19 protein-coding genes and 1 tRNA gene are annotated in these 23,616 nt (G+C 71.0%); 17 read left to right on the top strand and 3 right to left on the bottom strand.

The features are described 5' to 3' along the window. Window positions 1-5 precede the first annotated feature (5 nt). From IE98_RS0103240 to IE98_RS0103220, 5 genes are all read left to right on the top strand, one after another. Window positions 6-233: a hypothetical protein gene (locus IE98_RS0103240; protein ID WP_030263660.1), complete on the top strand. Its 228-nt coding sequence runs from the start codon at window positions 6-8 to the stop codon at window positions 231-233. Next, on the top strand, window positions 220-924 hold the full coding sequence (locus IE98_RS0103235; RefSeq protein ID WP_030263657.1) for a 4'-phosphopantetheinyl transferase family protein: 705 nt from the start codon (window positions 220-222) through the stop codon (window positions 922-924). The genes IE98_RS0103240 and IE98_RS0103235 overlap by 14 nt, the downstream gene beginning before the upstream one ends. 17 nt (window positions 925-941) lie before the next feature. After that, on the top strand, window positions 942-2,237 hold the full coding sequence (locus IE98_RS0103230; protein ID WP_030263653.1) for an NAD(P)/FAD-dependent oxidoreductase: 1,296 nt from the start codon (window positions 942-944) through the stop codon (window positions 2,235-2,237). A gap of 128 nt (window positions 2,238-2,365) precedes the next feature. Beyond that, window positions 2,366-2,794: a DUF3291 domain-containing protein gene (locus tag IE98_RS0103225; protein ID WP_030263648.1), complete on the top strand. Its 429-nt coding sequence runs from the start codon at window positions 2,366-2,368 to the stop codon at window positions 2,792-2,794. Between the two features lie 112 nt (window positions 2,795-2,906). Further along, window positions 2,907-4,385 (top strand): DHA2 family efflux MFS transporter permease subunit, encoded by a 1,479-nt coding sequence (locus tag IE98_RS0103220; RefSeq protein ID WP_052390056.1) that lies wholly within the window; start codon window positions 2,907-2,909, stop codon window positions 4,383-4,385. 63 nt (window positions 4,386-4,448) lie between these two features. Here IE98_RS0103220 and IE98_RS0103215 read toward each other — a convergent pair whose 3' ends face one another. Then, window positions 4,449-5,084: a MerR family transcriptional regulator gene (locus tag IE98_RS0103215; protein ID WP_030263645.1), complete on the bottom strand. Its 636-nt coding sequence runs from the start codon at window positions 5,082-5,084 to the stop codon at window positions 4,449-4,451. A 145-nt stretch (window positions 5,085-5,229) separates the two neighbouring features. Between IE98_RS0103215 and IE98_RS0103210 the strand changes: the two genes are divergently transcribed. Beyond that, entirely contained in the window at window positions 5,230-6,270 is a 1,041-nt protein-coding gene (locus IE98_RS0103210) for a UDP-N-acetylmuramate dehydrogenase (protein WP_030263643.1), read from the top strand. Here the strand turns inward: IE98_RS0103210 and IE98_RS0103205 are convergent. Both IE98_RS0103205 and IE98_RS0103200 read right to left on the bottom strand, forming a co-directional pair. Next, window positions 6,175-7,323: an adenosine deaminase gene (locus tag IE98_RS0103205; protein ID WP_078660737.1), complete on the bottom strand. Its 1,149-nt coding sequence runs from the start codon at window positions 7,321-7,323 to the stop codon at window positions 6,175-6,177. The genes IE98_RS0103210 and IE98_RS0103205 overlap by 96 nt on opposite strands. Before the next feature lie 112 nt (window positions 7,324-7,435). Then, complete coding sequence (locus tag IE98_RS0103200; RefSeq protein WP_030263637.1) at window positions 7,436-8,674, bottom strand: pyridoxal phosphate-dependent aminotransferase; 1,239 nt, start codon at window positions 8,672-8,674, stop codon at window positions 7,436-7,438. Window positions 8,675-8,930: 256 nt separating this feature from the next. On the opposite strand from IE98_RS0103200, the gene IE98_RS0103195 reads away from it, so the two are divergent. The 11 genes from IE98_RS0103195 to IE98_RS0103145 all read left to right on the top strand — a co-directional run bounded on the left by IE98_RS0103195 (window position 8,931) and on the right by IE98_RS0103145 (window position 23,576). Beyond that, window positions 8,931-9,003: transfer RNA gene (locus IE98_RS0103195), tRNA-Trp, on the top strand. Between the two features lie 144 nt (window positions 9,004-9,147). Continuing rightward, a complete protein-coding gene (gene secE, locus IE98_RS0103190) occupies window positions 9,148-9,498 on the top strand; it encodes a preprotein translocase subunit SecE (RefSeq protein WP_030263633.1) in 351 nt (116 codons plus the stop codon). 231 nt (window positions 9,499-9,729) lie between these two features. Then, on the top strand, window positions 9,730-10,587 hold the full coding sequence (gene nusG / locus IE98_RS0103185) for a transcription termination/antitermination protein NusG (protein WP_030263631.1): 858 nt from the start codon (window positions 9,730-9,732) through the stop codon (window positions 10,585-10,587). Window positions 10,588-10,750: 163 nt separating this feature from the next. Next, window positions 10,751-11,185 (top strand): 50S ribosomal protein L11, encoded by a 435-nt coding sequence (gene rplK, locus IE98_RS0103180; RefSeq protein ID WP_030263630.1) that lies wholly within the window; start codon window positions 10,751-10,753, stop codon window positions 11,183-11,185. A 76-nt stretch (window positions 11,186-11,261) separates the two neighbouring features. Continuing rightward, window positions 11,262-11,984 carry a 50S ribosomal protein L1 gene (gene rplA / locus IE98_RS0103175; protein ID WP_030263626.1) on the top strand — a complete coding sequence of 241 codons (723 nt, stop codon included), beginning with the start codon at window positions 11,262-11,264 and terminating at the stop codon, window positions 11,982-11,984. Between the two features lie 216 nt (window positions 11,985-12,200). After that, complete coding sequence (locus IE98_RS0103170; RefSeq protein ID WP_030263624.1) at window positions 12,201-13,028, top strand: hypothetical protein; 828 nt, start codon at window positions 12,201-12,203, stop codon at window positions 13,026-13,028. Window positions 13,029-13,361: 333 nt separating this feature from the next. Next, complete coding sequence (gene rplJ / locus IE98_RS0103165) at window positions 13,362-13,916, top strand: 50S ribosomal protein L10 (RefSeq protein WP_030263622.1); 555 nt, start codon at window positions 13,362-13,364, stop codon at window positions 13,914-13,916. 87 nt (window positions 13,917-14,003) lie between these two features. Continuing rightward, on the top strand, window positions 14,004-14,387 hold the full coding sequence (gene rplL / locus IE98_RS0103160; protein WP_030263621.1) for a 50S ribosomal protein L7/L12: 384 nt from the start codon (window positions 14,004-14,006) through the stop codon (window positions 14,385-14,387). A gap of 814 nt (window positions 14,388-15,201) precedes the next feature. Beyond that, entirely contained in the window at window positions 15,202-18,678 is a 3,477-nt protein-coding gene (gene rpoB / locus IE98_RS0103155; RefSeq protein ID WP_030263619.1) for a DNA-directed RNA polymerase subunit beta, read from the top strand. A 108-nt stretch (window positions 18,679-18,786) separates the two neighbouring features. Continuing rightward, complete coding sequence (locus IE98_RS0103150) at window positions 18,787-22,689, top strand: DNA-directed RNA polymerase subunit beta' (protein ID WP_030263617.1); 3,903 nt, start codon at window positions 18,787-18,789, stop codon at window positions 22,687-22,689. A gap of 206 nt (window positions 22,690-22,895) precedes the next feature. Next, on the top strand, window positions 22,896-23,576 hold the full coding sequence (locus tag IE98_RS0103145; RefSeq protein WP_030263616.1) for a hypothetical protein: 681 nt from the start codon (window positions 22,896-22,898) through the stop codon (window positions 23,574-23,576). Window positions 23,577-23,616: the final 40 nt, after the last annotated feature.

The raw sequence follows: 23,616 nt of genomic DNA, 5'->3' as shown, positions 1-23,616 counted from the left end.
GCCGCATGCCACCGCACCCGGGCGCCCGCGCCCTCTGCCCGTCCTGCCGGCGAAGCGGCCGGCCCGACCGTCTCGACCCCGACCTCAAGGTCTGCCCGCCGTGCCGGGAACGGCTGCGCTGGGAGATGTCCGAGTGGCTGAAGCAGCTGGTCGGCATGGGCGTCCTCGGCACCGTCCCGGAGCCCCGGGAGCCCCGGGTCCACCGCGGCCGGAGGCGCGATGCCCGCGCCTGACGGACACCTCTGGCTGCTCCCGGAGGCCGCCGCCGAGTCCTTCGCCGCCCGGCACGGCGGCCCGGCCCTGCTCGGCCCCGAGGAGCGGACCCGGCTGGCCCGGCTGCGCGGCGAGGGCGCCCGGCGGCGCTTCCTCGGCGGCCGGGTGCTCGCCCGGTACGCGCTGAGCGCCCGTTCCGGCCGCCCGCTCGGCGGTTGGCGGGTGCGGACCGCCCCGGACGGCCGTCCGGAGCCCGAACCGTCCGCGGACGGCCTGCGGTTCAACCTCTCGCACACCGACGGGATGGTCGCCTGCCTGGTGACCTCCGGCCGCGGCTGCGGGGTGGACGTGGAGCCGGCCGCGGCCGGCGCGGACGCCGTCCGCCACCTGCCGCGCTGGTTCGCCGAGGCCGAGCGGGCCGCCGTGGACGCCGCCCCGGCGGCCGAGCGGGCGGCCCGGGTCGCCGCGTACTGGGTGCTCAAGGAGGCCTACCTCAAGGCCGTCGGCACCGGGCTGCGGCGGGAGCTCGCCAGCTTCTCCTTCACCCCGCCGGAGAGCCGGCCGATCCGGGTCACCGACCCCGCCCGGCCGGCCGCGGAGAACGCCGCCTGGCACTTCGAACTGCTCCACCCCGCACCGGGATTCGTCCTCGCCGCCGCCGTGCAGGACGGCCGGGGCGGCCGCATCCACCGCACCCTGATCGCCCCCTAGCCAGCTAAGGACCCCTCATGTCTGCAACCGCCAAGCCCCGGGTCGCGGTCGTCGGCGCCGGCGTGGCCGGCCTGTCCGCTGCGTACCGGCTCCGCGAGCACGCCGAGATCACCCTCTTCGAGCAGGACGACCGCGTCGGCGGCCACGCCCACACGATCGAGGTCGAGGACGCGGGCCGCGTGCTCGGCATCGACACCGCCTTCGTGGTCTTCAACGAGCCCAGCTACCCCAACCTCAGCCGCTTCTTCGGCGAGCTGGGCGTCGCCACCCGCCGGCACGAGGGCGGCTTCAACTTCTTCGACCTGGACACCGGCCTGCAGTACGGCACCGCCGAGATGGCGCTGCCCGAGGAGGAGGTGCTGGCCCGCTACCCGGCGGAGTTCCGCACCATCTGGAGCGAGGCCCGGCGCTTCCACCAGGAGGGCCGCAAGGACTTCCTGCGCAAGCGCACCGACCTGCCGCTGGGGGAGTACCTGGACCGCGGCGGCTACAGCGCCGAGTTCCGGTACGGCTACGTGATCCTGCTGTGCACGGCGGTCTGGTCGGTGCCGGCCGAGCTGATCTGGGAGATGCCGGCCACCACGGTGATCGCCTTCTTCATGGCGCACGACGAGGGCGGCCTCGGCGGGCAGCGTGTCGACTGGCGGACGGTGGAGGGCGGTTCGGTCCAGTACGTGCGGAAGGCGCTGACCGCGATCGACCCCAAGCTGCGGCTCGGCGAGCGGGTGCTGTCGGTCACCGAGCAGCCGGACGGGGCCACCGTCACCACCGCCTCCGGCGCCGAGCGCTTCGACCACGTGGTGGTCGCCGCGCACGGGGACCAGGCCCGCGCCCTGCTCACCGAGCCCAGCCCGCTGCAGCGCGAGACGCTGGCCCGGATCCGCTACAACTCCTCCGTCGCGGTGCTGCACACCGACCCGGCGGTGATGCCCGCCGACCGCTCCCGCTGGGACAACTGGAACTACGGCAAGGTCGTGGTGGACGGGGAGGTCCGCCCGTACGTCGCCTACTACATGAACCGGCTGCACGGCTTCGAGTCGGCGAAGGACTACGTCGTCACGCTGGACTGCCCGCTTCCGGTGCGCGAGGAGTCGGTGATCCGCGAACTGCACTACGAGCACCCGGTGATCGACCTCGACCTGCGCACCCTGCAGAAGACCGTCTACCGGGTCAACGAGGGCACCCGGATCAAGCTCTGCGGCTCCTACTTCCACTCCAAGCAGCTGCACTGGGACCAGATCGGCTCGCACGAGGCGGCGTTCTCCTCCGGCCTGGAGGCGGCCGAGCAGCTGCTGCGGGAGCTCGGCCGTTGAGGCGTTCCCCGAAAGAGCTGGCATTGGAAAGCGCCACTCTCTATAGTGGATAGCGCAAGGTTCCACTATCGGTTTCGGCGGGCCCTCGTGCGGGGTTCGCCGATCGGCGGCCGAGGAAGGCTGACCCCATGCCTACGCTCCCCTGGACCACCCCGAACGCTCCTCGGCCGCAGACCCGGGCCGTGGTGATGGCCTCCCGCTTCGAGGTCCGCTCGCTCGCCGACGTGCCGCGCTTCTTCTGGAAGTCGCTGGCCGCCTGGCGGCAGGTCCGCACCGCGCCGGGCGCCGTCGGCGCCTCGCTCATCGCCCAGCCGCTCAAGCGCACCTTCTGGACGCTCTCCGCCTGGGAGTCCCGGGAGGCGCTCTACGCCTATGCCAAGGCCGAACCGCACTACTCGATCATGACCTCGCTGCGGTCGACCATGGACAACTCCACCTTCACCTTCTGGGACGTGCCGGTGGAGGAGCTCCCGATCACCTGGCCCGAGGCCAGGCGCCGGCTCGCCGAGCAGCGGCAGGCCGACGCCGCCCCGGCCGAAGGCGCCGCCGGGGCCTGACCGCCGCCGCTCCTCCCGGGCGGGCCGCACCCCGGCCCGCCCGGACCCCGCCCCGCCGTGACCGATCTGCCGTGGCCGATCCGCTGCGCCACGACCGAAGGAGAAATCTGTCATGTCCTCGACAGGATTGCGGTCCGTCCCGGCCGGGGGCCTCCCCGCCGAGGGCGGCGGCCGCACCGTCCCGCTCTGGCTGTCGATCGTCGCCTGCAGCGTGCCGATGTTCATGGTCGCGCTCGACAACCTGGTGGTCTCCACCGCCCTGCGCACCCTGGCCGTCGACCTCCAGGCCGACACCCGCGACCTCCAGTGGTTCGTCAACGCCTACGTCCTCAGCTTCTCCTGCCTGCTGCTGATCGGTGCCGCGCTCGGTGACCGCTTCGGACGCCGGAAGGTTTTCGTCATCGGCATCGCGATCTTCACGCTCTCCTCGATCGCCTGCGGCCTCGCCGACACCAGCGCCGAACTCATCACCGCCCGCACCGTCCAGGGCTTCGGCGCCGCCGCCGTCATGCCGCTCTCGCTGACCCTGCTCTCGCAGGCCGTCCCCGAGCGGCTGCGCAGCCTCGCCCTCGGCCTGTGGGGCGCGGTCAGCGGCCTCGCCATCGCGCTCGGCCCGGTGGTCGGCGGCGCCGTCGTCGACGGCCTCGCCTGGGAGTGGATCTTCTGGATCAACGTGCCGGTCGGCGTGCTCGCCGTCCCGTTCGTCCTCAAGGTGCTGAAGGAGAGCCGCGGCGAGCGCGCCGGCCTCGACCTGCTCGGCATGCTGCTCGCCTCGGCCGGCCTGCTCGCCCTGGTCTGGGGCATCGTCAACGGCAGCGAGGACGGCTGGACGGACGGCCGCATCCTCGGCGCCTTCGCCGCCGCCGCAATCCTGCTGACCGCCTTCGTGCTCTGGGAGCGCCGTGTCGAGCACCCGCTGCTCCCGCTCGGCTTCTACCGCGTCCGCGCCTTCACCCTGACCAACGTCGTCTCCGCCTCGATGTACTTCGGCGTCTTCGGCTCGATCTTCTTCCTCTCCCAGTACCTGCAGATCGCGCCCTACCGGACCCCGCTGCACGCCGGCGTGCTCACCCTCGCCTGGACCCTGATGCCGATGTTCATCGCCCCGGTCGCCGGCGCGCTGACCGACCGGGTCGGCGGCGGACGGCTGATGGCGCTCGGCCTCTTCCTGCAGGCCGCCGGCCTCGCCTGGATCAACCTGGCCGCCACCGACGACACCCCCTACTCCCACCTGGTCGGCGCGATGCTGGTGGCCGGGGCCGGCATGGGCTTCGCCATCGCCCCGACCGCGGCCGTGGTGCTCGGCGCGGTCGGCCTCGAGCACCGAGGCAAGGCCTCCGGCGCCAACACCACCGTCCGGGAGATCGGCGGCGCGCTCGGCATCGCCGTCCTGAGCAGCGTCTTCCTGGAGTACGGCAGCCCGGCGAACGCCCAGGAGTTCGTCAAGGGCCTGCACCCCGCGGTCTGGGTCGGCGTCGCGGTGGTGGTGTTCGGCGGAGTCTGCGCCCTGTTCATCCCGCGTCCGCCCCGCCCGGCCGCCGAGCCGGCCGCGGCCGTCCCCGCGGACGAGCCCGCCCCCGTCAACGCCTGACGGGCCGCACGACACGAACGCCGCAGGCCCCCGGGAGTCCGGGGGCCTGCGGCGTTCACGGGCTCAGTCGCGGGCGGCCTCGAAGGCGCGGTGCGAGGCGTCCGCCTGGGCGAGCCGGCGCATCGCCCCGATCAGGGCGTCGCCGAGCACGGTGCCCAGCACCGCCCCCTCCACCTTGCTGTCCAGGCCCTCGCGGCGGCCGATCAGCGCCAGCTCCGCGGTGGAGAGCCGCGCGGCGGCGGCCGCGTAGTCGTCGAAGACGTCGAGCAGGTCGTCCTGCCCGAGGTCCCGGAGGGTCACCACCAGCTGGGCCAGCGCCTGCCGGGCCGGGTTGCCCGGCTTCACCTCCCAGCCGTGCCGCTCGACGAGTTCCTCCACCAGCTTCTCCGCGCCCTCCCAGGCGTCCGGGTCGGCCGGGGTCACCGCCGGGGTGACGGCGGCCTGGGCGATGCCCAGCACCTGGTGCAGGCTGTTGCCGGGCTCGTCGATCGCCTGCAGCACGTCGCGGGTCGCGGCCACCGAGAGCTTGCCGACCTCGACCATCGCCCGCACCAGCTTCAGCCGGTGCACGTGGGGCTCGCCGTACTGGGCCTGGTTCGGGCTGGTCAGCTCGCCGCCGGGCAGCAGCCCCTCCCGCAGGTAGTACTTGATGGTCGGAACCGGCACCCCGGTCCGCCGGCTCAGCTCTCCGATGCGCATGGCGTCCCGTCTGGTCGAGGGTCGGACGGTCCGCGCGGCGGGCGGCGGACCAATATGGATAGCATACGTCTCCACTATCGGTGTCCGCCCGGGAACCGCGGGCACCCGCGCCGGGCCGGCCGCGGCCCCGTATACCGTGGTGGGCGTGCAGGTACTCCAGAACGCCCCGCTCGCCCCGCTGACCACGCTCCGGCTCGGCGGCCCCGCCCGCCGCCTCGTCACGGCCACCACCGACGACGAGGTCGTCGCGGCCGTCCGCGAGGCCGACGCGGCCGGCGAGCCGCTGCTCCTGCTCGGTGGCGGCTCCAACCTGGTGATCGGCGACGCCGGCTTCGACGGCACCGTCCTGCGGATCGCGACCCGCGGCTTCGCGCTGGACGGCACCCGCCTGGAGCTGGCCGCCGGCGAGGTCTGGGCCGACGCGGTGGCCCGCACCGTCGGGGCCGGCCTGGCCGGCGTCGAGTTCCTGGCCGGCATCCCCGGCTCGGCCGGCGCCACCCCGGTGCAGAACGTCGGCGCGTACGGCCAGGAGGTCGCCGAGACGATCACCGAGGTCGTCGCCTACGACCGGCAAGCGAGGGAGACGGTCACCCTGACCGACGCCGAGTGCGCCTTCTCCTACCGGCACAGCCGCTTCAAGGCGGACCCGCACCGCTACGTCGTGCTGCGGGTGCGCTTCGACCTGGAGGACGCCGCCGGACTGTCCTCCCCGGTCAAGTACGCCGAGGTCGCCCGCACGCTCGGCGTCGGGCCGGGGGAGCGGGTCGACCTCGCCACCGCCGCCGACACCGTGCTCAAGCTGCGGGCCGGCAAGGGCATGGTGCTGGACCCGGAGGACCACGACACCTGGTCGGCCGGCTCCTTCTTCACCAACCCGGTGCTCACCGCCGAGCAGTACGCGGCCTTCACCGCCCGGCTCGACGGCCTGGCCGCCCCCGCCTTCCCCGCACCCGACGGCTGCACCAAGACCTCCGCCGCCTGGCTGATCGACAAGGCCGGCTTCACCAAGGGGTACGGCACCGGCCCGGCCACCCTCTCCACCAAGCACACCCTGGCGCTCACCAACCGGGGCTCGGCCACCACCGCGGACCTACTGGCGCTGGCCCGCGAGGTCCGCGACGGCGTGCGCGCCGCCTTCGGCGTGGAGCTGGTGAACGAGCCGGTGATGGTCGGCGTCGCCCTCTAGCCCGGCCCGGTCGGCCGGGGCCCCCGCGCCGGCCAGCCAGCCGTCGATGTCGGCCAGCAGCTCCTTGCGCACCGACTCGGGCGCGAGCGAGCCGCGCACCGACTGCCGCGCCAGTTCGGCCAGCTCGGCGTCGGCGAAGCCGTGCACCGTCCGGACGAGCTCGTACTGGGCGGCCAGCCGGGAGCCGAAGAGCAGCGGGTCGTCCGCGCCGAGCGCCATCGGCACCCCGGCGTCGAAGAGCGTCCGCAGCGGCACGTCCTCGGCGCGCTCGTAGACGCCGAGCGAGACGTTGGACGAGGGGCACACCTCGCAGGTGACGCCCTTCGCGGCGAGCCGCTCCAGCAGCCGTGCGTCCTCCGCGGAGCGCACGCCGTGCCCGATCCGGCCGGCGCCCAGGTCGTCCAGGCAGTCCCGGACGGACTCCGGCCCGGACAGCTCGCCGCCGTGCGGGGCGGCCAGCAGGCCGCCGTTGCGGGCGATCTCGAAGGCGCGGTCGAAGTCCCGGGCGAACCCGCGGCGCTCGTCGTTGGAGAGGCCGAAGCCCACCACGCCGCGGTCGGTGTAGCGGACGGCCAGCCGGGCGAGGGTGCGCGCGTCCATCGGGGACTTCATCCGGTTGGCCGCGACCACCACCCGCATGCCCACCCCGGTGGCCGCCGAGGCCTCCCGCACCGCGTCGAGGATCAGCTCCAGCGCCGGGATCAGGCCGCCGAGCCGCGGCGCGTACGAGGTCGGGTCGACCTGGATCTCCAGCCAGCGGGAGCCGTCCCGCCGCTCGTCCTCGGCGGTCTCGCGGACCAGGCGCCGGATGTCGGACTCGTCGCGCAGCACCGAGCGGGCGGTGTCGTAGAGGCGCTGGAAGCGGAACCAGCCGCGCTCGTCGGTGGCCCGCAGCCTGGGGGGCTCGCCCGAGCTCAGTGCCTCCGGCAGCCGCACCCCGTGCTTGTCCGCCAGCTCCAGCAGCGTGGCCGGGCGCATCGACCCGGTGAAGTGCAGGTGCAGGTGGGCCTTGGGCAGGAGGGCGACGTCACGCGGGGCTGAAAGGCGATCCATCCACCGATCCTGCCGCATTCCGGCGGCGAACGGGAACCGCCCCCAGAACATCCCTCGAAAGAATGAGTTTCAACGAGGTGTCAGGGGGCGGTCCGCCAGGTCCGGGCGAGCGTCAGTCGCGGGCCTCGGCCAGCAGGCGCTGGATCCGGGTGACGCCCTCGACCAGGTCGGCGTCGCCGAGCGCGTACGACAGCCGCAGGTAGCCGGGGGTGCCGAAGGCCTCGCCCGGGACGACCGCGACCTCGGCCTCGTCCAGGATCAGCGCGGCGAGCTCGGAGGAGTCGGCCGGGCGCCGGCCGCGGATCTCCTTGCCCAGCAGGCCCTTGACCGACGGGTAGACGTAGAAGGCGCCCTCGGGCTCGGGGCAGACCACGCCGTCGATCTCGTTGAGCATCTTCACGATCAGGCGGCGGCGGCGGTCGAAGGCGGCCTTCATCTCGTCGACGGCCGACAGGTCACCGGCCACCGCGGCCAGCGCGGCCACCTGCGCGACGTTGGAGACGTTGGAGGTGGCGTGCGACTGCAGGTTGGTCGCGGCCTTCACCACGTCCTGCGGGCCGATCAGCCAGCCCACCCGCCAGCCGGTCATCGCGTAGGTCTTGGCCACGCCGTTGACCACGACGCACTTGTCACGCAGCTCGGGCAGCAGGGCCGGCAGCGAGGTGAACTCGGCGTCCCCGTAGACCAGGTGCTCGTAGATCTCGTCGGTGAGCACCCACAGGCCGTGCTCCAGCGCCCAGCGGCCGATCGCCTCGGCCTCCTCGCGGGTGTACACCGCGCCGGTCGGGTTGGAGGGCGACACGAAGAGCACCACCTTGGTGTTCCCGGTGCGGGCCGCCTCCAGCTGCTCCACCGAGGCCTTGTAGCCGGTGGTCTCGTCGGTGACGACCTCGACCGCCACACCGCCCGCGAGCTGGATCGACTCCGGGTAGGTGGTCCAGTACGGCGCCGGCACGATGACCTCGTCGCCCGGGTCGAGGATCGCGGCGAAGGCCTCGTAGATGGCCTGCTTGCCGCCGTTGGTCACGAGCACCTGGGAGGCGTCCACCTCGTAGCCCGAGTCGCGCAGCGTCTTCGCGGCGATCGCGGCCTTGAGCTCGGGCAGACCGCCGGCCGGGGTGTAGCGGTGGTTCTTCGGGTCCTGGCAGGCGGCGACGGCGGCGTCGACGATGTAGCCGGGGGTCGGGAAGTCGGGCTCGCCCGCACCGAAGCCGATGACGGGGCGGCCGGCCGCCTTGAGGGCCTTGGCCTTGGCGTCCACGGCGAGCGTGGCGGACTCCGCGATGGCGCCGATCCGGGCGGACACCCGGCGGTCGGCGGGACGGACGTTGGCGGGGGTGGAAGCGCTCATGCCTGCATCGTCGCAGAGTGGGCACCGCCCGGGCAGGACGGTTCCAGCATGCGTACCGGGCGTCCCACGATGTGTCCGTGCAGGCCCGGCGGCGGGGACCGCGACGGGGCCGTCGGGAAATGAGGTTCGACCAAACGCCTCGGAACCCGTATGCTCGACGACCGATGGCCCCCACGGACCGCAGCGCCGATGCGTACACCACGCACCGGTCCGGATGCGGTAGGTTGGGGTCGACTCCGGGGCCGCGAGGCACCGTAGGGCACTAGCTCAATTGGTAGAGCACCGGTCTCCAAAACCGGCGGTTGGGGGTTCGAGTCCCTCGTGCCCTGCTGCTTTTTTCGTACCGAGCCCGTTCGCTCCACAGAGCGAGCGGGCTTGATGCGGAGAGGGCCCCGTCAAGCAATGCACTTCGCCGGACCGGCGCGCCCACCCGGGCACGCTTCTCGGCAGGACCCGGATTCAGGTGAGGACGAGTGACGGAGACCACGGGCTCCACCGCAACGCCTGAGAGCGGCAACCCCGAGGGTGCCGACGGCGCTGCCGCCACGCCTGACGAGGCGCTCTCCCGCCGCGACCGCAAGCGGGCCCGCAAGGCACAGGGCGGCGACCGCAAGTCGGGCAAGCGCGGCAAGAAGGGCCTCTTCGCCCGCATGGCGGTCTTCTACCGCCAGATCATCGCCGAGCTCCGCAAGGTCGTCTGGCCGAGCCGCGGCGAGCTGCTCCAGTACACCACCGTCGTCGTCGTCTTCGTCGTCACGATCATGCTCGTGGTCTACGGCCTCGACACCGCCTTCGCCAAGCTCAGCCTGCTGGTCTTCGGCTGACCCCCGCGCCCGACCCGGCGCGACTTTCCTCCGCGGACGCCTCCGGCCCGACCGGCCGGTGAGCGACGTCCGGACACCCGCCCGACCCGTCCCGCGCACCTGACGCCGGTGCCCCGCCCCCCTGGGACGGGAGACCGGTTCGGGCTTTCGGCGCCGAGCGGGCGGGCCAGCTACCGTTGACTCGGTACTGTTGAGGTATCCGTTACACATCCCAGGAAAGAAGCAGCGCCCGTGTCTGAGTCCCCCCTGTACGACGCCGACGAGACCGTCCGCGACGCGGACGTCGCGGCCGAGGCCGCCGACGCCGAGGCTGCGGAGCAGATCCTCGACGCCGCCGACGCCGACGAGGACGAGGTCGAGGCTGCGGACGAGGCGGAGGCGGGCGAGCCGGCCGAGGCCGCCGCGCTGCACGAGGTCGCCGAGACCGAGGCCGCCGCCGAGGAGGCGTTCACCGCCGAGGCCGAGGAGGCGGAGGCGGAGGAGAGCGACCCGGTCGCCGAGTTCCGCGAGAAGCTCCGCCTCGCGCCGGGCGAGTGGTACGTCATCCACACCTACGCCGGGTACGAGAACCGCGTGAAGCAGAACCTGGAGCAGCGCTCCGTCTCGCTGAACGTCGAGGACCGCATCTTCGAGTCGGCCGTGCCGCAGGAAGAGGTCGTCCAGATCAAGAACGGCGACCGCAAGACCATCCGTCAGAACAAGCTCCCCGGCTACGTCCTGGTCCGCATGGAGCTGGACGCCGAGTCCTGGGGCGTCGTCCGCAACACCCCGGGCGTCACCGGCTTCGTCGGAAACGCCTACGACCCGTACCCGCTGACGCTGGACGAGGTCGTCAAGATGCTCGCCCCGGACGTCGAGCGCGCCGCGGCCAAGGAGGCCGGCAAGGCGTCCCCGGTCCGCCCGGTCGAGGTCCAGGTGCTCGACTTCGAGGTCGGCGACTCGGTCACCGTCACCGACGGTCCGTTCGCGACCCTGCAGGCGACCATCAACGAGATCAACCCCGACTCGAAGAAGGTCAAGGGCCTGGTCGAGATCTTCGGCCGCGAGACCCCGGTCGAGCTGTCGTTCGACCAGATCCAGAAGAACTGACGCAGATCTTCGGATTCGGGGCGGGGCGCAGGCCCCGCCCCGAATCCGTTTTGGTCCAGGACCGCATCAGCGGTTAGCCTGGTCCGATGTGTGTGCTGGCGGCCGGGTGTCGCCCCGGCCGATGCCCACACCGAAATCACCTCTCGGAAGGACCCGGAGAGACATGCCTCCCAAGAAGAAGAAGGTCACGGGGCTTATCAAGCTCCAGATCAACGCCGGTGCGGCGAACCCGGCCCCGCCGGTCGGCCCCGCGCTGGGTCAGCACGGCGTCAACATCATGGAGTTCTGCAAGGCCTACAACGCCGCGACCGAGTCGCAGCGCGGCATGATCGTGCCGGTGGAGATCACGGTCTACGAGGACCGCACCTTCACCTTCATCACGAAGACGCCGCCGGCCGCGCGCCTCATCCTGAAGGCCGCCGGCATCGACAAGGGCTCCAGCGAGCCGCACAAGACCAAGGTCGCCAAGCTCACGGCTGCCCAGGTCCGCGAGATCGCCACGGTGAAGCTCCCCGACCTGAACGCCAACGACCTGGACGCCGCGTCGAAGATCATCGCCGGCACCGCCCGGTCGATGGGCATCACCGTCGAGGGCTGATCAGCCCAGTCGTCCCCGTGGTAGGGCCCAGCGCGGCCCGTTCCCACCACGAACTCCATCACCTTCAGGAGCAGCAGTGAAGCGCAGCAAGGCCCTCAAGGCCGCGGACGCCAAGGTCGACCGCAGCCGCATCTACGCCCCGCTCGAGGCCGTCCGCCTCGCCCGGGAGACCTCGACCACCAAGTTCGACTCGACCGTCGAGGTCGCCATGCGCCTGGGTGTCGACCCGCGCAAGGCCGACCAGATGGTCCGCAGCACCGTCATCCTCCCGCACGGCACGGGTAAGACCGCTCGGGTCCTGGTCTTCGCGACCGGTGACCGTGCCGAGGCCGCGCGTGCTGCCGGCGCCGACATCGTCGGCTCCGACGAGCTGATCGACGAGGTTGCCAAGGGTCGCCTGGACTTCGACGCCGTCGTCGCCACCCCGGACCTCATGGGCAAGGTCGGCCGCCTCGGCCGCGTGCTCGGTCCCCGTGGCCTGATGCCGAACCCGAAGACCGGCACCGTCACCCCGGACGTCGCCAAGGCCGTCAACGACATCAAGGGCGGCAAGATCGAGTTCCGCGTCGACAAGCACTCGAACCTGCACCTGATCATCGGTAAGGCCTCCTTCACCGACGAGCAGCTGGTCGAGAACTACGGCGCCGCGCTCGAGGAGGTCCTCCGGGCCAAGCCGGCCGCCGCCAAGGGCCGCTACATCAAGAAGATCGCGTTCTCGACCACCATGGGCCCGGGCGTCCAGGTGGACCCGAACCGCACCCGCAACCTCCTCGTCGAGGAGGACCCGGCCGCCGTCTGAGCCACCGTGCTCCGGCAGTAGCCGCGTCCTGGGCGCACCGCGCAGTCCGCACCGACGGGCCCGCACCCCCCACCGGGGGTGCGGGCCCGTCGGCCTTGGTGCGCGCCGGCGCCGGCGCGCACCAAGGCCGGGGTCAGGGGCGGCCGGACGCCGCGGCGGCGGGCATGGCAGGGTGAAGGGCAGCGGACGAGGGCACGGACGGGCGAGGAGGCGGGGATGGCGGGACGGGCGGTGCGCCGGGCGGCGGTGGCCGCGGCACTGGCCGCGCTGCTGACCGCCTGCGGCAGCGGCTCCGGCGGCGCCCCCGCGGCCTCGCCGAGCGCCTCCGCCGACCCGACCGTGCTGGCCACCCCGACCGACCGGTCGCCGCACGGCGTGCTGCTCTCCGCCCAGCTGGCCGTGCACGGTGCCCGGCGGGCCCGCTTCAGCGGCAACCTCGGCTCGGACACGGTCGCGGGCCTGCTCTTCTGGGCGCCCAAGACGGTGCTGCAGCTCAAGCGCCCCGGCACCACCGAGGAGGTCGTGGTGCTGGACACCACCGCCTACCGCGGCGGGGACGCCGCCACCGCGGGCCGGCTCGGCGGGCGGCACTGGGAGAAGTTCACCGGCGTGCCCGGCGCCGACGGCCAGCGCGCCGTCCCGTACGCCGGCACCGTCGACCGGCTCAACCCGGTGGTGGCGCTGACCGCGGCGGTGGCCGCCCCGGCGCCCGGGCGGATCGGCGAGGAGGAGATCGACGGCACCGCGGTCGTGCACTACCGGGTCGCCACCACGGTCGCCGACTACGCCGAGGCGCAGACCCAGTTGCCGACCGCCCGGCGGGCCGCCCTGCGTACCGCGCTCGGGGACGGCGGGGTGATCACCCTCGACGTGTGGCTGAACGACCGCGACCAGCCCGTCCAGCTGCAGCGCACCGGCTCCGGCGCGGCCGAGCGGGTCTCCGACACGCTGCGCTTCGACGAGTTCGGCGGCCCGCTCTCGGTGCAGGCGCCGGCGGAGTCCGACACCGCCGACGCGGGGGACCGGAGCCTGCCTCCGCTGTAGCGATCGCCCGATTTGGTCGATGCGCCTGGAGTCCAGTACGGTGGTGCCTGCCGAAGACCGCTGGTTGTCGTCCGCTTCCTTTCGGGGGCGGGGCGACCGAAGGATCTGCGACTCGTCGCAGGCAGCCCGCGCAGGAGTGTTTGGAGCTTGGACTTCCGCCCGTCGTGATTCGTCGCGCCGGACGTCGAGGTCTTTCAGAGCCCCGTGCGCCTGCGCACCGGGGCTCTCATCGTTTCTGCTGAGGCTTCCTTCGAACCGGCGTGTCGAGGCGTTGAATGGTCGACTGCTCCAAGGTCGGCCCGACTTCGACATCACGGAAGGAGGCGTAAGCCTATGGCAAGGCCCGACAAGGCTGCTGCCGTCGCCGAGATCACGGACAAGTTCCGTGGCTCCTCCGCGGCGCTGCTGACCGAGTACCGCGGTCTCACGGTGAAGCAGGTCAAGACCCTGCGTCGCTCGCTGGGTGAGAACGCCGAGTACGCCGTGGTGAAGAACACGCTGACCAAGATCGCGGCCAATGAGGCCGGGATCTCCGAGCTGGACGACCTGTTCGCCGGCCCGACGGCAGTCGCCTTCGTCACCGGTGACCCGGTGGAGTCGGCGAAGGCTCTGCGTGACTTCGCCAAGGACAACCCCGCTCTCATCATCAAGGGCGGTGTCCTTGACGGTAAGGCGCTGTCCGCCGATGAGATCAAGAAGCTCGCGGACCTCGAGTCCCGCGAGGTGCTGCTCGCCAAGCTGGCGGGTGCCCTGAAGGCCAAGCCCTCCCAGGCTGCCGCGGTCTTCCAGGCCCTGCCGTCGAAGCTCGTCCGCACCGTGGACGCGCTGCGCGACAAGGTCGAGCAGGGCGGTGCCGGTACGCCGGCTCCCGCCGAGGACGCGGAGTAATCACTCCCGCCCTCTAGCGGGCCCGTAGTACGCCCGCCAATCCGTACATCCGGCACCACCTGCCGATTTAGTGGAAGGACGCCAATCATGGCGAAGCTGACCCAGGACGAGCTGCTCGCGCAGTTCGAGGAGATGACCCTCATCGAGCTCTCCGAGTTCGTGAAGGCCTTCGAGGACAAGTTCGACGTCACCGCTGCCGCCCCGGTCGCCGTTGCCGGCATCGCCGGCCCGGCCGCCACCGAGGCCGCTGTCGAGGAGCAGGACGAGTTCGACGTCATCCTCGACGGTGCCGGTGACAAGAAGATCCAGGTCATCAAGGAGGTGCGCGCCCTGACCTCCCTCGGCCTGAAGGAGGCCAAGGACCTCGTCGACACCGCTGGTGCCAAGGTTCTCGAGAAGGTCAACAAGGAGGCCGCCGAGAAGGCCAAGGCGCAGCTCGAGGGCGCGGGCGCCAAGGTCACCGTCAAGTGACCCCTCCCCGGCCCTGAGGGCCGGGAAGTGCCTCCACGCCCCCGCTGAGGGGGCAGGGAACGCGGGCCGGGCCGGCCATCCGCAAGGATGGCGGGCCCGGCCTCTTCGCGTCTCCGGGGCCCGGTGCGTCCGGGCCGGCCGTGAGCGCCCGCTCCTTCCGGACACCTGCACAGGGCCCGCCCGTTGTGCGCTCGGCCACTGTCGGTGGCGGCCGGTAGGGTGATCACTGTCCTCGCGGGCGGCTCCGACCACGGGATCTGTAACGCTCCCCGGGCCGCCGACGATGTGGCAGGCGAGGTCCGCACTCCGGTGGGGGCCTTGACGAACGGCAGCGGGCGCGCGATTCTCAAGGCGCGCGCCGCGCTCGGCACGTCCGCCCCGGTTGGAGCGGCTCCGGATGCATATTCGGTGGCCCCAGCGGGAAGTGACTCCGGGTAGAGGTGCGGTGGCCCGGGAGTGCCCGGGCCGTCGGTTGTACGAGGGCAGGGCACCCCCTGCGGCACGGCTCCCCGGCGGGGGCCGGAGGCGCACGGGATGCGACCGGAGGGAGCGTCCGATTCGGTCTCCGAATCAGGGCTTGTCAGCAGTGTCGCCTTTGGCTACACTGTCCCTTTGCGCTGCCTGTTAGCTGCTCCGTGACTCGTCGCCCGGAGTCTGCGCTGCCCTGAAGGGGTCTGGCTCCGCCTCCGTGAACCGGTACTGACCTGGGGATTCTTCTCCCGGGTCGGCGGTGGTCCCGGTGGTGGCACCGGTCCCGTCTCGGCCCGGCCGGTACGCGCGTAGTGAGCTCCGAGCCCTCGGAAGGACCCCCCTCTTGGCCGCGCCGCGCAACGCCTCGAACAATTCCGCCGCATCCACCGCCCCGCTCCGCGTTTCGTTCGCGAAGATCAAGGAGCCCCTCGAGGTCCCGAACCTCCTGGCCCTGCAGACCGAGAGCTTTGACTGGCTGCTCGGCAATGCGGCCTGGAAGTCCCGGGTCGAGGAGGCGCTGGACAACGGTCAGGACGTCCCCACCAAGTCCGGTCTGGAGGAGATCTTCGAGGAGATCTCGCCGATCGAGGACTTCTCCGGGTCGATGTCGCTGACCTTCCGCGACCACCGTTTCGAGCCGCCGAAGAACTCCATTGACGAGTGCAAGGACCGCGACTTCACCTACGCGGCCCCGCTCTTCGTCACCGCCGAATTCACCAACAACGAGACCGGCGAGATCAAGTCCCAGACGGTCTTCATGGGCGACTTCCCGCTCATGACCCACAAGGGCACGTTCGTGATCAACGGCACCGAGCGCGTCGTCGTGTCGCAGCTGGTCCGTTCCCCGGGCGTCTACTTCGACTCCTCGCTGGACAAGGTGTCCGACAAGGACATCTACTCCGCCAAGATCATCCCCTCCCGCGGTGCCTGGCTGGAGATGGAGATCGACAAGCGCGACATGGTCGGTGTCCGCATCGACCGCAAGCGCAAGCAGTCGGTCACCGTGCTGCTGAAGGCCCTCGGCTGGACCAACGAGATGATCCTCGAGGAGTTCGGCCAGTACGAGTCGATGCGCGCCACCCTGGAGAAGGACCACACCCAGGGCCAGGACGACGCGCTGCTCGACATCTACCGCAAGCTGCGTCCGGGCGAGCCGCCGACGCGTGAGGCCGCGCAGACCCTGCTCGAGAACCTCTACTTCAACCCCAAGCGCTACGACCTGGCCAAGGTCGGCCGCTACAAGGTCAACCGCAAGCTCGGCAACGGCGAGTCCCTGGACTCCGGCGTGCTCACCGAGCCGGACATCATCAACACCATCAAGTACCTGGTGAAGCTGCACGCCGGCGAGACCGAGTGGCGCGACGACGAGGGCCGCGACATCGTCATCGAGGTCGACGACATCGACCACTTCGGCAACCGGCGCCTGCGCAACGTCGGCGAGCTCATCCAGAACCAGGTCCGTACGGGTCTCGCCCGCATGGAGCGCGTCGTGCGCGAGCGCATGACCACCCAGGACGTCGAGGCCATCACGCCGCAGACCCTGATCAACATCCGGCCGGTCGTCGCCTCCATCAAGGAGTTCTTCGGCACCAGCCAGCTGTCGCAGTTCATGGACCAGACGAACCCGCTGTCGGGCCTGACCCACAAGCGCCGCCTGTCCGCGCTGGGCCCCGGTGGTCTGTCCCGTGAGCGGGCCGGCTTCGAGGTCCGTGACGTGCACCCCTCGCACTACGGCCGCATGTGTCCGATCGAGACGCCGGAAGGCCCGAACATCGGTCTGATCGGCTCGCTCGCCTCGTACGGCCGGGTCAACGCGTTCGGCTTCATCGAGACGCCGTACCGCAAGGTCGTCGACGGTGTGGTCACCGAGCAGGTGGACTACCTCACCGCCGACGAGGAGGACCGCTACGTCATCGCGCAGGCCAACGCCCCGCTGACGAACGACCTCCACTTCGCGGAGCCCCGCGTCCTGGTCCGCCGCCGCGGCGGCGAGATCGACTACATCCCGGGCACCGAGATCGACTACATGGACGTCTCGCCGCGCCAGATGGTGTCGGTCGCGACCGCCATGATCCCCTTCCTCGAGCACGACGACGCCAACCGCGCGCTCATGGGCTCGAACATGATGCGCCAGGCGGTGCCGCTGCTGAAGAGCGAGGCCCCGCTGGTCGGCACCGGCATGGAGTACCGCTGCGCGGTCGACGCCGCCGACGTCATCACCGCCGAGAAGGCGGGTGTGGTGCAGGAGGTCTCGGCCGACTACGTCACCGTGGCCAACGACGACGGCACGTACACCACGTACCGCGCCGCCAAGTTCACCCGCTCGAACCAGGGCACCTCCTTCAACCAGAAGGTGCTCGTGGACGAGGGCGCCCGCGTCGAGGCCGGCCAGGTGCTGGCCGACGGCCCGTGCACCGACCAGGGCGAGATGGCGCTCGGCAAGAACCTCCTCGTGGCGTTCATGTCGTGGGAGGGCCACAACTACGAGGACGCGATCATCCTGTCGCAGCGCCTCGTCCAGGACGACGTCCTCTCCTCGATCCACATCGAGGAGCACGAGGTCGACGCCCGTGACACCAAGCTGGGCCCCGAGGAGATCACCCGGGACATCCCGAACGTCTCCGAGGAGGTCCTCGCCGACCTCGACGAGCGCGGCATCATCCGGATCGGCGCCGACGTCGTCACCGGCGACATCCTGGTCGGCAAGGTCACCCCGAAGGGCGAGACCGAGCTGACCCCCGAGGAGCGCCTGCTCCGCGCGATCTTCGGTGAGAAGGCGCGCGAGGTCCGCGACACCTCGCTGAAGGTGCCGCACGGCGAGTCCGGCAAGGTCATCGGCGTCCGCGTCTTCGACCGCGAGGAGGGCGACGAGCTTCCCCCGGGCGTGAACCAGCTGGTCCGCGTCTACGTCGCCCAGAAGCGCAAGATCACCAACGGTGACAAGCTCGCCGGCCGTCACGGCAACAAGGGCGTCATCTCCAAGATCCTGCCGGTCGAGGACATGCCGTTCCTGGAGGACGGCACCCCGGTCGACATCATCCTGAACCCGCTGGGCGTCCCGTCCCGAATGAACCCGGGACAGGTCCTGGAGATCCACCTCGGCTGGCTCGCCCAGCAGGGCTGGGACGTCTCCGGCCTCGCCGACGAGTGGGCCCAGCGCCTGCAGGAGATCGGCGCCGACCAAGTCGTCGGTGGCACCAACCTCGCCACCCCGGTCTTCGACGGCGCCCGCGAGGACGAGATCACCGGCCTGCTGGACAACACCACGCTCACCCGCGACGGCGAGCGCCTGGTGAACTCCACCGGCAAGGCCCGGCTGTTCGACGGCCGCTCCGGCGAGCCGTTCCCGATGCCGGTCTCGGTCGGCTACATGTACATCCTGAAGCTGCACCACCTGGTCGACGACAAGCTGCACGCCCGTTCGACCGGCCCGTACTCGATGATCACCCAGCAGCCGCTCGGTGGTAAGGCGCAGTTCGGTGGTCAGCGATTCGGTGAGATGGAGGTGTGGGCCCTCGAAGCGTACGGAGCCGCGTACGCGCTGCAGGAGCTGCTCACCATCAAGTCCGACGACGTCCTCGGCCGCGTGAAGGTCTACGAGGCCATCGTCAAGGGCGAGAACATCCCCGAGCCCGGCATTCCCGAGTCCTTCAAGGTGCTCATCAAGGAAATGCAGTCGCTCTGCCTCAACGTGGAGGTGCTGTCCTCGGACGGCCAGTCCATCGAGATGCGGGACTCCGACGAGGACGTCTTCCGTGCGGCCGAGGAGCTCGGCATTGACCTGTCCCGGCGCGAGCCGAGCAGCGTCGAAGAGGTCTGACGGAGGCCGGGCCGGCTGCTCCTCGTGAGCAGGAGCAGCCGGCCCGCCCCCAGGCCCCCCTCAGACCACAGACAAACTCTCGATTCACGAAAGAGGGCTTGACGACCAGTGCTTGACGTCAACTTCTTCGACGAGCTCCGTATCGGCCTGGCCACCGCCGACGACATCCGCCAGTGGTCCCACGGCGAGGTCAAGAAGCCGGAGACCATCAACTACCGCACCCTGAAGCCCGAGAAGGACGGCCTCTTCTGCGAGAAGATCTTCGGCCCCACCCGGGACTGGGAGTGCTACTGCGGTAAGTACAAGCGCGTCCGCTTCAAGGGCATCATCTGCGAGCGCTGCGGCGTCGAGGTGACCCGCGCCAAGGTGCGCCGCGAGCGGATGGGCCACATCGAGCTGGCCGCCCCGGTCACCCACATCTGGTACTTCAAGGGTGTCCCGTCCCGCCTGGGCTACCTGCTGGACCTGGCGCCGAAGGACCTCGAGAAGGTCATCTACTTCGCCGCCTACATGATCACCTGGGTCGACGACGAGCGCCGCCAGCGCGACCTCCCGTCCCTGGAGGCGCACGTCTCCGTCGAGCGCCAGCAGATCGAGAACCGCCGCGACGCGGACCTCGAAGGCCGTGCCAAGAAGGCCGAGTCCGACCTGGCCGAGCTGGAGGCCGAGGGCGCGAAGGCCGACGTCCGCCGCAAGGTGCGCGAGGGCGCCGAGCGCGAGATGAAGCAGCTGCGCGACCGCGCCCAGCGCGAGCTGGACCGCCTCGACGAGGTGTGGACCCGCTTCAAGAACCTCAAGGTCCAGGACCTGGAGGGCGACGAGCTGCTCTACCGCGAGCTGCGCGACCGCTTCGGCACGTACTTCTCCGGCTCGATGGGCGCCGCGGCGCTCAAGGACCGCCTGGAGTCGTTCGACCTGGCGGAGGAGTCCGAGCGCCTTCGCGAGATCATCCGCACCGGCAAGGGCCAGAAGAAGACCCGTGCGCTCAAGCGCCTCAAGGTCGTCTCCGCGTTCCTGCAGACCACCAACAAGCCCAAGGGCATGGTGCTGGACTGCGTGCCGGTCATCCCGCCGGACCTGCGTCCGATGGTGCAGCTGGACGGTGGCCGCTTCGCGACCTCCGACCTGAACGACCTGTACCGCCGCGTGATCAACCGCAACAACCGCCTGAAGCGCCTCCTCGACCTCGGTGCCCCCGAGATCATCGTGAACAACGAGAAGCGCATGCTCCAGGAGGCCGTCGACGCGCTCTTCGACAACGGCCGCCGCGGCCGCCCGGTCACGGGCCCCGGCAACCGTCCGCTGAAGTCGCTGTCCGACATGCTCAAGGGCAAGCAGGGTCGTTTCCGTCAGAACCTGCTCGGCAAGCGCGTCGACTACTCGGCCCGTTCGGTCATCGTCGTCGGCCCGCAGCTCAAGCTGCACCAGTGCGGTCTGCCCAAGGCCATGGCGCTGGAGCTCTTCAAGCCGTTCGTGATGAAGCGCCTGGTCGACCTGAACCACGCGCAGAACATCAAGTCGGCCAAGCGCATGGTCGAGCGCGCCCGCCCGGTCGTGTGGGACGTCCTCGAAGAGGTCATCGCCGAGCACCCCGTCCTGCTGAACCGTGCGCCCACCCTGCACCGCCTCGGCATCCAGGCCTTCGAGCCGCAGCTGGTCGAGGGCAAGGCCATCCAGATCCACCCGCTCGTCTGCACCGCGTTCAACGCGGACTTCGACGGTGACCAGATGGCCGTCCACCTGCCGCTCTCCGCGGAGGCGCAGGCCGAGGCCCGCATCCTGATGCTGTCCTCGAACAACATCCTCAAGCCGGCCGACGGCCGTCCGGTCACCATGCCGACCCAGGACATGGTGCTCGGTCTGTTCTTCCTCACCTCGGACCGCGACGAGGTGAAGGGCGCCGGCCGCTCCTTCTCCTCGACCGCCGAGGCGATCATGGCCTTCGACGCCCGCGAGCTGGACGTCCAGGCCTCGATCGACCTGCGCATGCCCGCCGGCACGGTTCCGCCGCGCGGCTGGCAGCCGCCCGTCGACCCGGAGTGGACCGACGGCCAGACCGGTTGGACGGAGGGCGAGCCCTTCCGTATCACCACCACCCTGGGCCGCGCGCTCTTCAACGAGCTGCTGCCCGAGGACTACCCGTTCGTCGACTACGAGGTCGGCAAGAAGCAGCTGTCGGCCATCGTCAACGACCTGGCCGAGCGCTACCCCAAGGTCGTCGTCGCCGCGACGCTCGACAACCTGAAGGCGTCCGGCTTCCACTGGTCGACCCGTTCCGGTGTCACCGTCTCGATCTCGGACGTCATCGTCCCGCCGAGCAAGCCCCAGATCCTCGAGGGCTACGAGGCGCAGGCGGAGAAGGTCCAGAAGCAGTACGAGCGCGGTCTGATCACCAACGACGAGCGCAAGAGCGAGCTCGTCGGCATCTGGACCCGGGCGACCAACGAGGTCGCCGAGGCCATGGCCGTGAACTTCCCGAAGACGAACCCCATCTTCATGATGGTCGACTCGGGTGCTCGCGGAAACATGATGCAGATGCGTCAGATCGCCGGTATGCGCGGTCTGGTGTCGAACGCCAAGAACGAGACGATCCCGCGTCCCATCAAGGCGTCCTTCCGCGAGGGCCTGTCCGTGCTGGAGTACTTCATCTCCACCCACGGTGCCCGTAAGGGTCTCGCCGACACCGCCCTCCGTACCGCCGACTCCGGCTACCTCACCCGTCGTCTGGTCGACGTCTCCCAGGACGTCATCATTCGCGAGGAGGACTGCGGCACCGAGCGCGGCCTGAAGCTGTCGATCGGTTCCGTGGGCGCCGACGGCGTGCTGCGCAAGGCCGACGACGTCGAGACCAGCGTCTACGCCCGAATGCTCGCCGAGGACATCACGGTCGACGGCAAGCTGCTGGCCACGGCCAACACGGACCTCGGCGACGTGCTGATCGACGAGCTGATCCGGCACGGCATCAGCGAGGTCAAGACCCGCTCGATCCTCACCTGTGAGTCGGCGGTCGGCACCTGCGCGATGTGCTACGGCCGCTCGCTGGCCACCGGCAAGCTGGTCGACATCGGTGAGGCGGTCGGCATCATCGCCGCCCAGTCCATCGGTGAGCCCGGCACCCAGCTGACGATGCGTACCTTCCACACCGGTGGTGTGGCCGGTGACGACATCACCCAGGGTCTGCCGCGTGTCGTCGAGCTCTTCGAGGCCCGCACCCCCAAGGGTGTGGCCCCGATCTCGGAGGCGCAGGGCCGCGTCCGGATCGAGGACACCGAGAAGACCCGCAAGATCGTCGTCACCCCGGACGACGGCAGCGACGAGATCGCCTACCCGGTCTCCAAGCGCGTCAAGCTCCTGGTGGGCGAGGGCGAGGCGGTCGAGGTCGGCCAGAAGCTGACCGTCGGTGCCACCAACCCGCACGACGTCCTGCGCATCATGGGCCAGCGTGCTGTCCAGGTCCACCTGGTCGCCGAGGTCCAGAAGGTCTACAACTCGCAGGGTGTGTCGATCCACGACAAGCACATCGAGATCATCATCCGGCAGATGCTCCGCCGCGTGACGATCATCGAGTCGGGCGACGCCGAGCTGCTCCCGGGCGAGCTCGTCGAGCGCGGCCGCTTCGAGCAGGAGAACCGCCGCGTGGTGTCCGAGGGCGGTCACCCCGCCTCCGGCCGTCCGCAGCTCATGGGTATCACCAAGGCCTCGCTGGCCACCGAGTCCTGGCTGTCGGCCGCCTCCTTCCAGGAGACGACCCGGGTGCTCACCGACGCGGCGATCCACGCCAAGTCGGACCCGCTGCTGGGCCTCAAGGAGAACGTCATCCTCGGTAAGCTCATCCCGGCCGGTACGGGTCTGCCCCGCTACCGCAACATCCGGGTCGAGCCGACCGAGGAGGCCAAGGCCGCCATGTACTCGGCCGTCGGCTACGACGACTACGACCTGTCGCCCTTCGGCGCCGGCTCCGGCCAGGCGGTCCCGCTGGACGACTACGACTACGGCCCGTACACCGGCTGAGTCCGCAGGTCCTGAACGCCGCAGGGCGGCCACCCCGAGAGGGGCGGCCGCCCTGCGGCGTTCCCGCGTCCTCGCCCGGTGCGCCTCCCCCGCGCGGGGGAGGCGGCAGGACCGCTCCGGCGGGGGATCCGGAGGGGCCTCCCGACCGGGCAGTGTGGTCCCCGCGGCGGTCCGGACGGTCCGGGCGGCCGCGGGGGGAGGACCGCATGAACCGTCCACTGGCCAAGGTGCTGCTGTACGCGGCGGTGACCGTGCTGGCCGGGGCCGCCCTGGGTGGCTGCCTCGCCGAGGACCACCGGCGGGACGTCGGCTACCGGGTCACCGAGCAGGTGCGCACCCTGGTGATCGAGGGGGAGACCGGGGACGTCGAGGTCACCGGCGGCGCCACCGGGATCGAGGTGACCGAGCAGCAGACCTACCGGGAGTCCGCCCCCGAGGCGAGCCACACCGTGGCCGACGGCACGCTGACCCTCTCCTACCGCTGCCCGGACGGCGACTGCGGGGTCGGCTACGAGGTCCGGGTGCCGGCCGGCACCGTGGTGAAGGTGCACGACTCCACCGGCAGCATCCGGCTGACCGGCCTGAGCGGCGAGGTGGAGGCCCGGACCGGCACCGGCGGGATCACCGCCGCCCTGAGTTCACCGGTGGTCCGGCTGGCTGCCGAGACGGGGGACGTCTCGGCGGCCCTCGACGGCGGGGTGCACCGGGTGGAGGCGGTCAGCGGCACCGGCGACGTCCGGGTCCGGGTGCCCGGGGGCCGCCCGTACGCGGTGGACTCCGCGAGCGACACCGGCGCGGTGAAGGTGTCGGTGGACCGCTCGGCGGGCGCCGGGAGCAGCATCACGGCCCGCACCGGGACGGGCGACGTGACGGTGGAAGGTGTCTGAGCCGCCGCCGGTACGACATGATCGTTCCGGGACGGGTCAC

Origin of the sequence: Streptomyces sp. NRRL B-24484, from assembly GCF_000717715.1 — a bacterium.
Classification (GTDB): Bacteria; Actinomycetota; Actinomycetes; order Streptomycetales; family Streptomycetaceae; genus Kitasatospora.
This window is presented reverse-complemented; position numbering and strand designations above follow the sequence as displayed.

Coding starts and splice junctions, on each gene's coding strand:
- IE98_RS0103240 (WP_030263660.1), top strand. CDS start 6: ATGCCACCGCACCCGGGCGCCCGCGCCCTCTGCCCGTCCTGCCGGCGA.
- IE98_RS0103235 (WP_030263657.1), top strand. CDS start 220: ATGCCCGCGCCTGACGGACACCTCTGGCTGCTCCCGGAGGCCGCCGCC.
- IE98_RS0103230 (WP_030263653.1), top strand. CDS start 942: ATGTCTGCAACCGCCAAGCCCCGGGTCGCGGTCGTCGGCGCCGGCGTG.
- IE98_RS0103225 (WP_030263648.1), top strand. CDS start 2,366: ATGCCTACGCTCCCCTGGACCACCCCGAACGCTCCTCGGCCGCAGACC.
- IE98_RS0103220 (WP_052390056.1), top strand. CDS start 2,907: ATGTCCTCGACAGGATTGCGGTCCGTCCCGGCCGGGGGCCTCCCCGCC.
- IE98_RS0103215 (WP_030263645.1), bottom strand. CDS start 5,084: ATGCGCATCGGAGAGCTGAGCCGGCGGACCGGGGTGCCGGTTCCGACC.
- IE98_RS0103205 (WP_078660737.1), bottom strand. CDS start 7,323: ATGGATCGCCTTTCAGCCCCGCGTGACGTCGCCCTCCTGCCCAAGGCC.
- IE98_RS0103200 (WP_030263637.1), bottom strand. CDS start 8,674: ATGAGCGCTTCCACCCCCGCCAACGTCCGTCCCGCCGACCGCCGGGTG.
- rplK (WP_030263630.1), top strand. CDS start 10,751: ATGCCTCCCAAGAAGAAGAAGGTCACGGGGCTTATCAAGCTCCAGATC.
- IE98_RS0103170 (WP_030263624.1), top strand. CDS start 12,201: ATGGCGGGACGGGCGGTGCGCCGGGCGGCGGTGGCCGCGGCACTGGCC.
- rplJ (WP_030263622.1), top strand. CDS start 13,362: ATGGCAAGGCCCGACAAGGCTGCTGCCGTCGCCGAGATCACGGACAAG.
- rplL (WP_030263621.1), top strand. CDS start 14,004: ATGGCGAAGCTGACCCAGGACGAGCTGCTCGCGCAGTTCGAGGAGATG.
- IE98_RS0103145 (WP_030263616.1), top strand. CDS start 22,896: ATGAACCGTCCACTGGCCAAGGTGCTGCTGTACGCGGCGGTGACCGTG.